The 14,542-nt window shown below is 67.3% G+C and carries 17 protein-coding genes; 5 read left to right on the plus strand and 12 right to left on the minus strand.

All coding sequences use genetic code 11. The features are described from left to right. The first annotated feature begins 25 nt into the window (after positions 1 to 25). Complete coding sequence (locus tag K7G19_RS20585) at positions 26 to 346, plus strand: nuclear transport factor 2 family protein (protein ID WP_226108880.1); 321 nt, start codon at positions 26 to 28, stop codon at positions 344 to 346. A 71-nt stretch (positions 347 to 417) separates the two neighbouring features. On the opposite strand, the gene K7G19_RS20590 is transcribed toward K7G19_RS20585, so the two are convergent. The 3 genes from K7G19_RS20590 to K7G19_RS20600 all read right to left on the minus strand — a co-directional run bounded on the left by K7G19_RS20590 (position 418) and on the right by K7G19_RS20600 (position 1,614). Further along, positions 418 to 828: a type II toxin-antitoxin system death-on-curing family toxin gene (locus K7G19_RS20590; RefSeq protein ID WP_149318998.1), complete on the minus strand. Its 411-nt coding sequence runs from the start codon at positions 826 to 828 to the stop codon at positions 418 to 420. Beyond that, positions 825 to 1,049, minus strand: a complete 225-nt coding sequence (locus K7G19_RS20595; RefSeq protein ID WP_149318997.1) for a hypothetical protein — start codon at positions 1,047 to 1,049, stop codon at positions 825 to 827. Before K7G19_RS20595 ends, K7G19_RS20590 begins: the two co-directional genes overlap by 4 nt. A 112-nt stretch (positions 1,050 to 1,161) precedes the next feature. Beyond that, entirely contained in the window at positions 1,162 to 1,614 is a 453-nt protein-coding gene (locus K7G19_RS20600; protein ID WP_226108881.1) for a helix-turn-helix domain-containing protein, read from the minus strand. 231 nt (positions 1,615 to 1,845) lie between these two features. On the opposite strand from K7G19_RS20600, the gene K7G19_RS20605 reads away from it, so the two are divergent. Together K7G19_RS20605 and K7G19_RS20610 are read left to right on the plus strand one after the other, a co-directional pair. Beyond that, positions 1,846 to 3,099: an MFS transporter gene (locus tag K7G19_RS20605; protein ID WP_370639582.1), complete on the plus strand. Its 1,254-nt coding sequence runs from the start codon at positions 1,846 to 1,848 to the stop codon at positions 3,097 to 3,099. Between the two features lie 110 nt (positions 3,100 to 3,209). After that, the gene (locus tag K7G19_RS20610) at positions 3,210 to 3,479 is read left to right on the plus strand and encodes a hypothetical protein (protein WP_150081537.1); all 270 of its coding nucleotides are present in this window, start codon (positions 3,210 to 3,212) and stop codon (positions 3,477 to 3,479) included. A gap of 12 nt (positions 3,480 to 3,491) precedes the next feature. On the opposite strand, the gene K7G19_RS20615 is transcribed toward K7G19_RS20610, so the two are convergent. From K7G19_RS20615 to K7G19_RS20635, 5 genes are all read right to left on the minus strand, one after another. After that, positions 3,492 to 4,361, minus strand: coding sequence for an alpha/beta fold hydrolase (locus K7G19_RS20615; RefSeq protein WP_226108885.1), 870 nt, complete (start codon positions 4,359 to 4,361; stop codon positions 3,492 to 3,494). Next, the gene (locus K7G19_RS20620; RefSeq protein WP_226108887.1) at positions 4,358 to 6,529 is read right to left on the minus strand and encodes an acetate--CoA ligase family protein; all 2,172 of its coding nucleotides are present in this window, start codon (positions 6,527 to 6,529) and stop codon (positions 4,358 to 4,360) included. The genes K7G19_RS20615 and K7G19_RS20620 overlap by 4 nt, the downstream gene beginning before the upstream one ends. A gap of 50 nt (positions 6,530 to 6,579) precedes the next feature. Beyond that, positions 6,580 to 7,743, minus strand: a complete 1,164-nt coding sequence (locus tag K7G19_RS20625; protein WP_149318992.1) for an acyl-CoA dehydrogenase family protein — start codon at positions 7,741 to 7,743, stop codon at positions 6,580 to 6,582. 155 nt (positions 7,744 to 7,898) lie between these two features. Further along, positions 7,899 to 8,813, minus strand: coding sequence for a transcriptional regulator GcvA (gene gcvA, locus K7G19_RS20630; protein WP_149318991.1), 915 nt, complete (start codon positions 8,811 to 8,813; stop codon positions 7,899 to 7,901). Between the two features lie 59 nt (positions 8,814 to 8,872). Further along, the gene (locus K7G19_RS20635) at positions 8,873 to 10,198 is read right to left on the minus strand and encodes an MmgE/PrpD family protein (protein ID WP_226108889.1); all 1,326 of its coding nucleotides are present in this window, start codon (positions 10,196 to 10,198) and stop codon (positions 8,873 to 8,875) included. A 329-nt stretch (positions 10,199 to 10,527) separates the two neighbouring features. Between K7G19_RS20635 and K7G19_RS20640 the strand changes: the two genes are divergently transcribed. Next, complete coding sequence (locus K7G19_RS20640; protein WP_226108890.1) at positions 10,528 to 11,511, plus strand: tripartite tricarboxylate transporter substrate binding protein; 984 nt, start codon at positions 10,528 to 10,530, stop codon at positions 11,509 to 11,511. Between the two features lie 97 nt (positions 11,512 to 11,608). After that, the gene (locus tag K7G19_RS20645; protein WP_226108891.1) at positions 11,609 to 12,043 is read left to right on the plus strand and encodes a nuclear transport factor 2 family protein; all 435 of its coding nucleotides are present in this window, start codon (positions 11,609 to 11,611) and stop codon (positions 12,041 to 12,043) included. Here the strand turns inward: K7G19_RS20645 and K7G19_RS20650 are convergent. The 4 genes from K7G19_RS20650 to K7G19_RS20665 form a co-directional block, all read right to left on the minus strand. Further along, on the minus strand, positions 12,038 to 12,736 hold the full coding sequence (locus K7G19_RS20650; RefSeq protein WP_226108892.1) for an FMN-dependent NADH-azoreductase: 699 nt from the start codon (positions 12,734 to 12,736) through the stop codon (positions 12,038 to 12,040). The two genes, K7G19_RS20645 and K7G19_RS20650, sit on opposite strands and share 6 nt — an antisense overlap. A gap of 28 nt (positions 12,737 to 12,764) precedes the next feature. After that, positions 12,765 to 13,088 (minus strand): multidrug efflux SMR transporter, encoded by a 324-nt coding sequence (locus tag K7G19_RS20655; protein WP_226108893.1) that lies wholly within the window; start codon positions 13,086 to 13,088, stop codon positions 12,765 to 12,767. Between the two features lie 3 nt (positions 13,089 to 13,091). After that, positions 13,092 to 13,772, minus strand: a complete 681-nt coding sequence (locus tag K7G19_RS20660; RefSeq protein ID WP_053821696.1) for a glutathione S-transferase family protein — start codon at positions 13,770 to 13,772, stop codon at positions 13,092 to 13,094. A 306-nt stretch (positions 13,773 to 14,078) separates the two neighbouring features. Beyond that, positions 14,079 to 14,540 carry a MarR family winged helix-turn-helix transcriptional regulator gene (locus K7G19_RS20665; protein WP_226108894.1) on the minus strand — a complete coding sequence of 154 codons (462 nt, stop codon included), beginning with the start codon at positions 14,538 to 14,540 and terminating at the stop codon, positions 14,079 to 14,081. Positions 14,541 to 14,542: the final 2 nt, after the last annotated feature.

Genomic DNA, 14,542 nt, shown 5'->3' on the forward strand with positions numbered 1-14,542 from the left:
AGCAAGCAGGAACAGGAGTGAAACGATGAATATTCCGGCCGTTGTGAACGCGTATTTCGAGGCGGACAGGGGCAACGATGCCGAGGCCATCGCACGGGCCTTCGCGACTGATGCGGTGCTTGAAGATGAGGGCACACGGCATCAGGGCGTCGGCGCGATACGCGCGTGGTGGCTGGCGGCCAAGGCGAAATATCGCCACGTCGCCGAGCCGATCGAGATGTCGCGCACAGGCGACGAGATCGCCGTCCGTGCGAGGGTGTCCGGCGAATTCCCGAACAGTCCGATTACGCTGGAATTTCTCTTTACCGTGGAGGGCGACAAGATCGTCGGGCTTCGGATTCATTGATGCCCGGGTTGCAGCGTTCACGTAGGAGCTGCGGGCGGAGCAGCGAAGAAACGGCCTCCCGGGAGGCCTTTTTATCCTCCTGCCGACTCGCTGCTGTCGGCGTACTCAGCCAACGAGAATAGAAGGGTGGCGAAATCGGACAGCCCGAGATCTCTCGTGGTCAGATCCACCATGGCGTCTTCGAGGTCATCGTTCTTCTGCACGGTGACGCCATGCAGTTCGAGAAACGTCAGGCATGTGACAAGACCTGTCCGCTTGTTGGCATCCACGAAGCAGTGCCCTTGGCCAATGGCCCTCGCATAGTGAGCCGCCAGATCGAAGAGGTCATCGACGCCTTCATAGAACTGTGCAGCGGCGACGCGATGGAGCGCACCTTCCAGATATCCCGGGTGCTCGCCGGCCAGCCCGATCTCGGTCTCGAGAATCAGGTCGTGAATCTCACGTACCTGATCTGCAGTGATCGAGATGAAACCTTTGTTCATCGCTTGGCGAGGCGCTTGATCACTTCGTGATGTTTCTGGATGACCTTGCGAGCGGCTTCCTGAACGGTGGATGAGTCAGCGTTCTCGATCACGACGATGCGCCCATCAAGCGAATGTTCGGTCTTCGTGCTTGGTGCGACCTTGTCGGGGCTGGGCGCGCTAGTGACCTTGATTCGTTCCTTGATAGGGACGTTGTATTTGGATAGGGAGACCTTGCTCATTTGAAGCTCCGTCGTATTGCCGGAGTATATCGGCACGATGCCTTCGCCGTGACGACACTACGAGGCCATATCGATGGGGGACGGAAGAAGTGAAGCATTCGCGCGGATTTCCTCAATTTGTTTGTGGAACCTTCACCACCGTCTCCCAAGCCCGCACCACCTCCCCATCCACCGACCGCGGCTCCATCGGAGCCAGCGGTTTTCCGGTGCGCTTGTCGACCAGCACCGAGCGCGCATCCCGCGATCCGAACAGATGCTGCTCGCCCCATTGGCGCAGGGCCACGATCACCGGAAATAGCCGCTCGCCCTTCGGGGTCAGCACATATTCCTGATACGACGTGCCGTCCGATGCCGGGCTGATCTCGAAGATGCCGGCTTCGACCAGCAGGCGCAGGCGATCGGCCAGGATGCTGCGTGCCACGCCGAGCCGCCGCTGGAATTCGCTGAAGCGGCGTACGCCATCGAAGGCGTCGCGCACGATCAGCAGGCACCAGCGATCGCCGACCAAATCCAGCGAGCGGGCAACCGGACAGGTTTCCGTCTGGTTGTCGCGACGTTTTGCCATGGGTACTCCTTCGGTAGGGGGCTGAGTCAGGTCATCTTTTCGTCTTGGTGGTTTCATTTTAAGACCAGTCTGCCTATAATCAAACCAGTCTTGATTTGAGACCACCTTGAGCGCACGTGGGAGGCCACCTTCGAGGCCACCTTCGAGGCCACCTTCGAGGCCCCCTTCGAGGCCACGTTTGAAGCCAGGCTGGAAACCACGTTTGAACCCACCTCGACGAAAGGAGAAACCATGCCGGGCGAACCGCCGACAGGCCCTGTACCCACGCAACCAACGTCGTCCACGAGCCCGATGCCGAGCGCATTGGTGGCGCTGTTTGCCTGTGCCTGCGGGCTCAGCGTGGCCAACGTCTACTACGCGCAGCCCTTGCTCGACGCACTCGGCGCGCAGTTCGCGCTGGACCATGCCGCGGTGGGCGGCGTGATCACGGCCACGCAGGTCGGCTGTGCCCTGGCCTTGTTGCTGCTGGTGCCGCTGGGCGATCGCATGGATCGGCGGCGCTTGATGCTGGGGCAGGCCGCTGCACTGGTGGGTGCGCTGATCGCGGTGGCCGCGGCCGGATCTGCGCCGGCTTTGCTGGCCGGCATGCTGGCCGTGGGCTTGCTCGGTACCGCGATGACGCAGGGTTTGATCGCCTACGCCGCGACCGCCGGCGCGCCATCGGAGCGCGGAAGGGTAGTGGGGGCCGCGCAGGGGGGCGTCGTGATCGGCCTGTTGCTGGCGCGCGTGCTCGCCGGCCTGATCGCCGATGTGGCCGGATGGCGCGGCGTGTATCTGTTCTCGGCGCTGGCGATGCTGGCGCTGTCTCTGATCCTGTGGCGTCGTCTGCCGGCACAGACGCCCGCGACAACGCGGCTGAGCTATCCACGACTGATCCTGTCGATGCTGACCTTGCTGCGTCAGGACCGCGTGCTGCAGATCCGGGGCGCGATCGCGATGCTGATGTTCGCCGCGTTCAGCGTGTTCTGGAGCGCGCTGGTCTTGCCGCTGAGCGCGCCGCCTTATGCGCTGTCGCACACGGCGATCGGGGCGTTCGGGCTGGTCGGCGTGGTGGGCGCGCTGGCGGCCGCGCGTGCCGGCCGTCTCGCCGACCGTGGCATGGGTCAGCAGGTCACCGGCGGCGCGCTGCTGGTGCTGCTGCTCTCATGGCTGCCGCTGTGGTGGTTCGATTCGCACGGCCTGTGGTGGCTGGTGATCGGCATCGTTGCGCTAGACCTGGGCGGGCAGGCCATCCATGTCGCCAACCAGAGCATGATTTTCGCGGCGCAGCGCGACGCGCACAGCCGTCTCGTCGGCTGTTACATGCTGTTCTATTCGGTGGGCAGCGGGCTGGGCGCCATCGCATCGACATGGGTCTATGCGGCCGCGGGATGGCCGGCGGTCTGCCTGCTCGGCGGTGGGATCAGTGCCACGGCGCTGGCGTTCTGGGCGTTGACGCTGCGCCATATGCCACGGGCTTCGGCGGCCTGCGCGCAACCGGCCTAAGCTGAAGGTTTCGGAGAGGGCGCCGCAAAGGAAATCGCTACGCGTGGCGTCTTCTCCGGCCCACGGAAACGCAGCACACGCAGGACACGCACGCCACGCAGGAGGACGCCATGGACGACGACATCGAGACGATGAGCCGCGAGCAGCTGATCGAAGAAGTGAAGCGATTGCGAGCCGGCATCCGCCGCCATCGGGATGCCTCGGGCCACGACCTGTGCTGGCATCACCCCGACCTGTGGGCCTTGCTGCCCGATGCCGCCACGCATACGCCCGCGGTCCCGGACTGGCCGCAGTTCCTGCGCGGCTGCGTCAGGTACCGCGAGTCGCTGGACCGGCAGTGCCCGCAGGCGCCGCGCATCCAGCAGGAATTTGGCGAGTAGGCCGCAAGTCCGTCAGCACTGCGCCGATCCAAACCAGCGCGCCAGCAGCGTATTGACCTCGCGATGGCGCTCGTACTGGACCCAGTGTCCCGCGCCCGGAACGAGGCACCAGTCCCGATGCGTCGCGGTCCCGGTCAGCCGGCTGGCCGCATCGATCGGCGAGGCGGTGACATCGTGCTCGCCCCACATCAGCAGCGTGGGGCCATGGAACGCGTCCAGCGCGGTTTCCAGCAGCGCCTGCCGCGAGATCGCCTTGCTGCGAAAGCGCGTTGCGCGGCAGGCAAGCTCGTGCACCAGCATGGCGGTCTCGTCGATGCCGCCTTCCTCATGCAGCATCAGCGCGAGCAGGTTATGCCGCAGCGCGACTCGCATGGCGTGCGGATCGTCCTTGCGCCAGTCCATCATCTCCATGCGCTGGCGCCGCGTGCCGCCGTGTCCGGCGGGCCCCAGCAGGGCGAGCCGCGCCGTGCCGCGACGCCGCGCGGCGACCTGTGCCGCCACCAGTCCGCCGAAGGAAAAGCCGGCGAGCGAGACGATCGCATCCGCACCGACCAGGCGGTCCAGCGTCCCAATGACGGTGCCGACCAGGCGATCGAGCCGATCGGCGGCGTGGGGATCTCCCGGCAGCGCATCGGACTGGCCGAAGCCCGGCAGATCGGGCACCCACAGCGTGTGGGTTGCCGACAAGGGCTCGATATTGCGGACCCAATGCATCCAGTTGCCATGGCCGCCATGGATCAGCACCAGCGGCGGCCCGCTGCCGAACTTGCGCCAGACCATCGCGCGGTCGGCATCGTGCACGACGCAGGTCTCGGCGCGTCGGTCCAGGCGGATCAGTTCGGCGTTCATCGCGGGGGCGAGGGGAAGGGCGGGGGAACTCACGATGTCAGCACGAGGGCATCGACGGCGAGCACACCTTGCCCCTCGGGCAGCACCATCATCGGGTTGACTTCGGCTTCGGCGATGCCGAGCTCCGGCCGCACCGCCAGCTGGGACAGCGCGCAGACGGCCCTGGCCAGCGCCTCGAGGTCGCCGCGGGCCTTGCCGCGCAGCCCCGACACCGTCTTCAGGGCCTTCACTTCGGCGACCATGTCGCGCGCGACCTCGACCGTCACCGGCGCCAGCCGGATGCTTCGATCGCGCGCCACCTCGGCCCAGATGCCACCGGCGGCCAGCATGACGATCGGGCCGGCGTCCGGATCGATACGGTAGCCGACCAGCACCTCGGTCAGGCCCTTGGTCATCGGCTGCACCAGGACTTCATCGCATCGCACGGTCGGCGCGCGCTCGGCCACGTTGGTCTGCAGCGCCGCCAATGCGTTTTCCAGTTGACGGGCGTCCTGAATGCCGAGCACCACGCCGCCCACTTCGGTCTTGTGCGGAATCTCCGGCGAGCAGACCTTGGCGACCACCGGATAGCCGAAGGGCAGTGCCGGCACGGGGCCGTCGATCGGCAGCGTGATCGCCGGCGCGTACGGCACGCCGAGCCGTTCCAGCACGGCGTAGGCCTGCGCTTCGCTGAGCCCGCGCGGCGGCCGATTGCGCTTCGGTTGCGCCGCGGGTTGAATGCCGGGAGCGCGTCGTGCCAGCACCGCGGCAATGGCATCGGCACACGGTTCGGGCGAACGGAAGCATGGCACGCCGGCGGCCGTCAGCGCGGCCAGCGCCTCGGGTGCGTCGGGCACGAGCATCGCGGCCAGCGGCTTGGCGCTGTCGGCGCTGTCGATGATCGGCTTGACCGCGAGCTGCGGCTGGAAGCGCGCCGAGGAGCCGACGACGGCCAGCACGATATCGAACTCCGGTGCCTCGAACATGATGTCGAGCGCCGTCTTCATGACCTTGTAGTTGGTGCCGGCCAGCGTCAGGTCGAGCACGCGTCCCGGCGAGACCGCGATACCGGCCGCCGCCAGCTTGTCGAGCGTCGCCGGGGAGGCGGGTTCCACCACCACATCGCGGATACCGAGCTGATCGACGACCATCGCCGCGCCGCCGCCCGTGGTGGTGACCACGCCCACGCGGCGTGGCTGCGGGCGTGGCGTGCTGTGTGGCGTGCTGCGTGGCTGGCTGTGTCGCTCGCTGTGTGGCTCGCTGTGTGACGGCGTACCCGGCTGCGCCAACGGAATGCGCCGTGCCAGCGGAAACGCTTCCAGCAGCGCTTCCAGCACGCCGACGCGCGCAATGCCGAGATCCTTCAGGAAGGCATCGGCGATATCGTCCTCGCCGGCCAGCGCGCCGGTATGGGTCGCGGCCATTTCGGCGGCGGCGGCCGATCGCCCGAGCTTGTAGGCAATCACGGGTTTGCCGCGCCGGGCGGCCTCGATCGCGAAGGCACGCAGCTTGTCGCCGTGGCGCAGGCTCTCGAGAAACAGCAGGTAGCCGTCGATCGAAGGATCGTCCAGCGTGGCCGAGCAGATTTCGCCGATGCACAGGTCGGCCTCTCCGCCGACCGACACCAGTCCCGCAAAGCCGACGCCGCGCGCCTTGCCGCGCGAGACCAGCGAGCCGATCATGCTGCCGCTGTGCGAGGCGACGAACACCCGTCCCCGCGGCAGTTCCGGCTCGGCGAAGGCTGCATTGGCGGTCAGCACGACGCCGGCCCGCGGATGGATGACACCGAGGCTGCTGGGGCCGAGCACGCGGATGCCGGTCTGCCGGCTCAGGGCATGCAGTTCCGCTTCCCTGGCCGCGCCTTCGGGCCCCGACTCGGCAAAGCCGCTGGCGAGGATGGTCACCACCTTGACGCCGAGGCGGGCGCTCTCGCGCACCACATCGAGCACGGTCTCGGTCGGCGTCAGCACGAACACGTGGTCGGGCACCTGCGGCAGCGAAGCCAGGCTCGGGTAGGCGGTTTCGCCCTGCACCGTATCGCGATTCGGATTGATCGGATAGACCGTTCCGCGATAGCCGGCGGCACGCAGGAATTTCAACGGCCGTCCCGCGGTCTTGGCCGGGTCGTCGGAGGCGCCGAACAGCGCCACGCTGCGCGGAGACAGCAGCGCCTGCGCGAGGGCGGAGTCGATGTGGCCGGATGCTGCAGAGGTTGAATTCATCGCAACTGGAAACGGGGTATGAGGAAAGTCGGTGCGGTCGGCTGGCGTGCTCAGTTTGTGGCCGGCCTGGGCGGGCGCTGCGGGAACGATCGGCCGAACACGCCCTCGGCGATGCGATTTTTCAGCATCTCGATCGAGCCGCCGGCGATCATCCATCCGCGGATGCGGCGCAGGCAATATTCGACGATCGATTCCTGGCTGTAGCCCATGCCGCCCATGATCTGCAGCGCCTCGTTGGCGACGTCCCAGCCTGCCTGGTTGCAGGCCAGCTTGGCCATTGCCGTGCTATGCGCGGACGGCAGGCCGTGCTCGCCCTCCATGGCCGCGCGATACAGCAGAAGCTGGGCGGATTCGAGCTTCATAGCCATCTCCGCGAACTTCCATTGAATCCCCTGGAATTCGCACAATTCGCGACCGAACTGCTTGCGCACCATCGCATGTTCGCGCGCGACGTTGAAGCAGTGGCGGCCGAGCGCGAGGGCGCGCGACGAGTTGCCCAGCCGCTCGACGTTGAAGCCGGCGATCTGGCGCTTGAAGCCGCCTTCGCCAAGCAGCAGGTTGTCGGCGGGAATGCGGCAGTCCTCGAAATAGAGCTGGCACCATTCCTCGCCGCTCATGAATTTCGACGGCTCGCCGACCTGGAAGCCCGGCGCGCCGCGTTCCACCAGCACCGAACCGATGCCGTTGACGCCGGGGCCGAAGCGTACGTAGATCAGGAACAGCTCGGCCTCGGGGCTGTGCGTGGAGAAGATCTTGCTGCCGTCGATCACGTAGTGGTCGCCGTCGCGGCGCGCGGTGGTGCGCAGCTCGGTGACGGCGGAGCCGGCCTCCGGCTCGGTCATGCCGAGCGCGATCAGTTTGCGGCCGGCGAGCAGATCGGGCAGGAAGCGCGCCTTCTGTTCGGGCGTCGCGTATTCGACGAAGGTGCGGATCGGCCCGAAATTGCCGGCCTGCACGATGTCCGCGCTCTTCGGGCAGACCAGCGCGATTTCCTGGATCGCGATGACCGCGTGCATCAGCGTGCCGCCCTGGCCGCCGTCCTCTTCGGGGAAGGCGATGCCGAGCAATCCCTGCTCGGCCAGCATGCGTGCCGCGTCCCACGGGTACTGGGCGGAATGCGCGCGCTGCAGCGCGCCGGGCGCGAGCTTGTCCTGGGCGAACCGGCGCACCGATTCCGCAAATGCCTGATGCTCTTCGCTGAGTTCAAAGTTCATGTCGATGTCTCGGGATGGGGCGGAAGCCAGGCATCAGCTTCCGCTATCCCGAGACGGTTGTGAACTTCGTGTTTGGAGGGCAGGTAGAACTTATCGTCATACCTGGAGCCGCGTGCGGCCGCGTCGGGCGATGCGCGGCGCTCGACGCGCGTCCTTCATTTCGCCGCACGCTGTTCGCGCGCCACGGTGTCGAGCAGCCAGTCCCGGAATGCCGTCACCTTGCGGGACTCGCGCTGCACGGCCGGCCGGACCAGATAGTAGGACTTGCTGCGCACCAGCGGCCGCGCGAATGGCCGGATCAGGCGGCCGGAGGCCAGCTCGGCCTGCAGCATGGCCGCCTGTCCGATCGCGATGCCAAGCCCATCGAGGGCGGCCTGCCAGGTCAGCACCGAACTGCCGAAGCTCATGCGTTCGGTGCGCTCGGCCATCTCGGTCAGGCCCGCGAACGCCAGCCAATCATCCCAGTCGTTGCGGCGATAGTGCGACACCAGCAGGCGGTGGCGCAGGAGCGCTTCGGGCTTGCCCCGGCTGCCGCCGCGATGCGTGCGCAGGTACTCGGGCGTGCAGACCGGTTCGATCTCGTCGTGGAACAGGAAGTCGGCGCTGACCCGGGGCCAGCGGCCGTCGCCGAACTGGATGGCAAGATCGGCGGGATCGCGATCGAAGTCGACATCGGGAATCGCGTTGTCGATGCGCACTTCGACGCTGGGATACTGGGCCTGGAAGTCCGGCAGCCGCGGGATCAGCCATTTCGCCGCGAAGGTCGTGTAGGTGCGCACGCGCAGTGCGCCCTGCGAGGTGTTCTTCAGCAGCCGCGCCGTCGCGGTGGCAATGGCATCGAAGGCCGGGACGACCTCCTCGGCATAGGCCTGGCCGACGCGCGTCAGCGAGACGCCGTGGCGTTCTCGCCGAAACAGCTCGACGCCCAGGTAGCCCTCGAGTACCGCGATCTGCCGGCTGACCGCCGACTGGGAAACGTGCAGTTCCTGCGCGGCAACGGTCAGGTTCTGACTGCGTGCCACGACTTCGAAGACCCGCAGCGGGTTCAAGGGGGGAATACGCCGAGCCATGTTGTCGCGTCCGAGCAATGACTTTTCATTATATCTATGCCATCGGACGCACCATCCCCTCAGGGCAACGAGACCGCGCTGTCGAGCGCCCACAGCTGCCGCAGCAGCGTGCGCGTTCGGGCCGGGCCCAGCACCGGCTCCACCAGCTCGACGAACTTGTCGTCGAGGTCGGCATCGCTCAGCGGCTCTTCGGGATCGCCCTTGCGGTTCGGCTGCAGATGGGTCAGTTCGCGCCCATCGCGCAGGCGTACCGTGACGCGCGCCGCGCGTTGTCCCGGGAAGGCGGCATCGAGCTGGCCGTCGACCGACAGTTCGATGCGCGACATCAGGGCGCGGATCGCCGGATCGGCCAGCCGTTCCGCGGAGAACGCGGCCAGCCGCACGCTGCCATGGATCAGCGCCGAGGCCACGACAAACGGCACGCTGAAGCGGGCCTCGGCCGCGGTGCGCGGGTCGGGGTTGCCGGCAACATCGAGGGCCGGGCGATAGGTGCCGATCCGCACCGCGGCGATATCGTCGACGGAGAACCCATGCGCGCGCTGCAAGGCCTGGGCGCCGTCGATCGCGGCGAAGGTGTGGCCGCAGCAGGCGTGGTTCTTGAAGGTGATCTGCGTGATATGGAAATTGCGGCCCAGTGTTGCGGCGGCCGCCTGCCAATCCGGCCCGTCGCTCATCGCGCGTCCCAGGCCCGCTTCGCCGTCGATCACGTCGAGCGAACCGGTGACCCCGGCCTCGGCCGCCATCGCGGCCAACAGTCCCGCCTCGGCGGCCCGGCCCGAATGCAGCGGCTTGGACATCGAGTCCATGCGAAACGCCTGCTGCAGGCCCGCGGCGAAGGTGGCGCTGGTGGCAAGCGCATGCGCAAAGCGCGCGGCATCGAGCTGGAACAGGGCAGCGGCGGCCGCGGCGGCGCCAAAGGTGCCGACGGTGCCGGTGTTGTGCCAGTAACGGTAATGCGTGCGGCCAAGCGCCGCGCCGATCCGCGTCGAGATCTCGTAGCCGATCACCACCGCGTGCAGGAATGCCGCGCCGCTTGCCCGGCGTTGCTGGGCGGCGGCAAGCGCGGCCGCGATCGTGGGCGCGCCCGGATGGTAGATCGCGTGCTTGTAGATGTCGTCGACCTCCACCGTATGCGCGGCGGTGCCGTTGATCAGCGCCGCGGTTCGCGCGGTGGCCGGGCGCCCCAGGGCCAGGCGGGCATCGCCGCGATCGAGATCGTCGGCGCAGGCGCGCTCCAGCAGCGTGCAAGGCGCGACGACCGCGCCCGGCAGCAATGCCGCATACCAGTCGATCACCGCACGCTTGGCGTGGTGGATCACTTCGCTGGAGCGCGCGCCGGGGCCGGGCTGCTGGGCGAAGGCGGAAAAGGTCTCGATGATGGTCATGGGGTCCGTTCACGTTGGCAGGCTGGCGCCGATGCTCGTGCAGGGCGGTGCGGATGGCAACTTCCAATTGATCGTGCAGGTATGACATACAGGAATGCCAGGGCGGTGCGGGACCGGTGGCGCTGTATTGAGTTTTTCTCATGGCAGCGGGCCGAATCGGAAGTTCTCAGGGGCGAGCGGTTCACACACCATGGCGATGGTTCGACCGGACACGTGCGGTATGTCGCGGTTGCCATGCGGAAAACGGCGGGCAGCAGCCGGTCGTTGCCGACGAACAGAGCGCAGCCATGCGGCAATGCGCCATCCCTGATGCCATGACGGAGACATCCATGAAGACATTCGGTCCGGTCGCCGGCGCTCTCGCCGCCGGTGCGCTGATCCTTTCCTTTGCCACCGCGGCACATGCCACGCCGTCCGGCTATCCCACCAAGCCGATCCGCATCATCGTCGGCTACCAGGCCGGCGGTCCCACCGATCTGACGGCGCGCTTGCTGGCCGGCAAGCTGCAGGCGGGGCTGGGGCAGCCGGTCATCGTCGAGAACAAGGTGGGCGCGGGCTCCAACATCGCCTCCGACTATGTCGCGTCGGCGCCCCCGGATGGCTACACGCTGCTGCTGGCAGCGGCGCCGATCACGATGACCAAGTACCTTTACAAGGGGCTGAAGTTCGATGTGCTCAAGAGCTTCGAGCCAATCGCCAACGTGATGACGGCGCCGGCCGTGCTGGCGGTATCGACCAGGCTGCCGGCGCACGACCTGCGCTCGCTGATCGCACTGGCGAAGAAAAAGCCGGGGACCTTGACCTTCGGCTCGACCGGCGCCGGCGGCTCGCAGCACCTGGCCGGCGAACTGCTGAAGCAGCGCGCGGGCATCGACATGCTGCATGTTCCTTACAAGGGAGCGTCGGCCGCGCTGACGGACCTGATGGCAGGCACCGTCGACATGGTGTTCATGACGTCGATGTCGGCGTTGCCCACGTTGAAGTCCGGCAATCCGCGCGCGATCGCGGTGGCATCGAAGAAGCGCATGCCGCAGATGCCGCAGCTGCCGACGATGGAGGAGGCGGGGCTGCCCGGATTCGAGGCCGATTCGTGGAACGGCCTGCTGGCGCCGGCGGGAACGCCCAGGGAAGTGCTCGACCGCCTGAACGCCGAAGTCAACAAGGCGCTGGCCTCGCCCGACGTGCGCGACACGCTGGTATCGCAGGGGGCCATTGTCGTCGGCGGCTCGCGCGAGCAGTTCCGGCAGTACCTGGTCGAAGAGGTCGATCGCTGGGGCAAGGTATTCCAGACGGTGCACATCTCGCTGCAATGAACGCCGGCGGACTGCGATGGCCAGGCGGATTGATCGATGTTTGACTATCTTGTCCGAAGGGACCGGGGAGGGGAAACACCCATCGAGGAGCAGACCCATGCGGCAAGACATCGAGCAGCTATTCGAGCGATACCAGCAGTGCTTCGTGCAGGGCCTGCGCGGCGAGGCCGACCTGGAAACGGTCGCCGGATTTTTTGCCGAGAGCTTTATCACGGCGTGGCCCGGCGGCGTGATGACCGGCACCAACGACGAGCAACTACGCGGCGTGATGGGCAAGGGCTTCGATCACTACCGCGCGATGGGCATGCGCGATATGGCCGTCGACCATGTGGCGGTGCACCAGATCGACCCGATGCATGGCGTCGCCAGCGTGGCGTGGGCCTCCACCTTCGAGCGCCCCGGCGAGGCCCCTCGCGCGGTGCGGTTCAGCGTCCACTACCTGGTCCAGCTGCGCGAGGGCGATGCCAGGATCTTCGGCTGGATCGCCGGCGACGAGGAAGCGGAACTGCGCGCGCAGGGGATCACGTCATAGTGCTTCGCAGTTGAGCCGGTCTTGCCGCGGTGCCAACGCTGGCGCCTCGATAGGCGCCGACGAGCCGCGCGGTGGCGGAGACAGCGCCGCGATCTGCTGCGCGATCCACGCGTCGGCCAGGGCCTGCGCGCGCTCGAGACAGGCGGGTCCGCGCCGCAGATTGTCCAGCCGCAACACCGACAGGTCGTGCAGGCCGGCGGTGGCTAGCGCGTGACGCAGATACGGCGTCAGGAAATCCGGCTGCCCCTTGCCGTCATCGCCGAGCGGCCCGCCGCTGCCGACGATCAGATAGACCGGGCGGTCGGGCAGCATTCCCTTCTTGCCTTCCGGCGTGCGCGCGAAGGTGAGGCCGGGGCGCAGGATCTGGTCGATCCAGGCCTTCAGCGTGGCGGGTACCGTGAAGTTGTGCATCGGCGTGGAGATCACGATGCGATCCGCGGCCTGCAATTCGGCGATCAGCGATGCCGAGAAGGCAAGCACGCCCGTATCGCTGGCCGCATCGGTAGACTCCGCCGCGAGGCTGGCATGCGCGAATGCGCCATCGACCAGGGGCGGCGGACGACGCGCCAGGTCACGCTCGACCACGCGCAGCGTTTCCCGCTGTCGCATCCGCTCGATCAACGCGGCGCCTGTGGCGCGGCTGGTCGACGCCTCCCCATTGGGGCTGGCGCTGACATGAAGCACGGTTTTCATCGTGGCTCCCGATGGTTTATGCCGCAGGTCAGCTCACCGCCTCGGAGAACCGCAGCCCGATGATCCCCACCACCGTCAGCGTCAGGAACAGCAGCCGCTGCCATTGCATGCCCTCGCCGAAGCTGACGATGCCGATCGCGACCAGCCCCAGCGTGCCGATGCCGGTCCAGATCGCATAGGCGGTGCCCACCGGCAGATTGCGCAGCGCCTTGGCCAGCAGGTAGATGCTGGCCAGTCCAGCGGCAACGGCCACCACGCTCGGCAGCAGCCGTGTCCAGCCCTGGTTCAACTTCAGCACGACGCCCATCACGATCTCCAGCGCGGCGGCGGCAAACAGAAAAGTCCACGCCATCGCTCACGCCTCCGCCCGATCCTGCGTCGCCGCCGCGGGCCGGCGCAACGCCGCGAGACCGCGTTGTACCGCCGGCCGCTCGGCGATGCGCTCGAGCCAGCGGGCCACATGCCGGTATTGCCCGATGTCGAGCCGCAGTTCGTCATGGCTACGCAACCACGGAAACGCGGCGATGTCGGCAATGGTGTAACGGTCCAGCGCCAGATAGTTCGATTCCGCCAGCCGTCGGTCCACCACCCCATAGAGCCGATGCGCTTCCTTCGTGTAGCGCTCGATCGCTTCGCGATTTCCGCTCTGCGAGCCATGCAGGAACCACCACAGCTGTCCCAGCATCGGCCCGATGCCGCCGACCTGGAAATGCAGCCATTGCTGGACCTGCCACTGCTCGTGGCGCTGCGTCGGATGCAGGGGGCCGTACTGGCTCGACAGATAGCCGAGGATCGCCCCGGACTCGAACACGGTGATGCCTTCGCCGTGATCGACCAGCGCCGGGATCTTGCCGTTCGGGTTGATCGCGAGATAGTCGGGGTGGCGCTGTTCGCCCTTGTCCAGGGCGACATCCACCTGCCGGTAGGGCAATCCGGCTTCCTGCAGATAGATGCTGACCTTCTGGCCATTGGGGGTGTTGGCGGTGTAGAAGGTCAGGTCTGGCGTGGTCAGCCTTGATGGGATGACGGATGACATGGTGGTTCCTCCGATGATGTCCTGCGATATGGCTATGAGTTGCATCTGCAATCGTTGCAGATGCAACTGTAGTCGATGGAGACGGCTTCGGCAAGCACGGCCATCGGTGGAGCGATCGAAGAGGGCGGCCGGCGGATTGCCGGCGGCACCGGCGTGCTGGCACGGCAGCGGTCGACGCGCGCGTGCCGTCGCCGGGCCGGCGACAGTCACGGCGTGGTGCGCGAGTGTGATGGTGGGAGGGCGGGTTGGTCCCGGTGGTGGGTCGTCAGCCAGTTCCCACCTGGGCCAGGGACCGGCGCAGCGGCGTCAGGAAGGGCGCGATGCGGCCGCGGCAGCGCGCACGGCCTGCGCGGCCCGCTCGAGCGCGTCGGCGAAGCGCCGCTCGTCGGCGGGATCGAATTGGGACAGGAACAGATCGGCGATCGTGGCCTGGTAGATCTTCCACATCTTCTTGCGCAGCGCGCGGCCTTCGCGCGTGATCGTGAGGAAGGCGGCGCGGCCGTCGTCGGCCGAGCGAGTGCGCGTGACCAGGCCCTCGCTCTCCAGCCGGTCGACCAGACGGGTCAGGTTGTAGCGCTCGATGACAAGCGCGTCGGCCAGCTCGTGCATGCGGCGCGTGCCGCCTGGACCGCTCTCCAGGCCCCACAGCACGTCGTACCAGGCATAGGTGGGCAGCCCGGCGTCGGCAAGGCGCCGTTCCACCTCACGGATGATCAGCCGGTGCGCCCGCACGAAGGAGAACCACAGGTCGGGCCCGTTTGTCGTCATGA

Source organism: Cupriavidus sp. DB3 (assembly GCF_020418465.1).
Taxonomy (GTDB): Bacteria; Pseudomonadota; Gammaproteobacteria; order Burkholderiales; family Burkholderiaceae; genus Cupriavidus; species Cupriavidus cauae.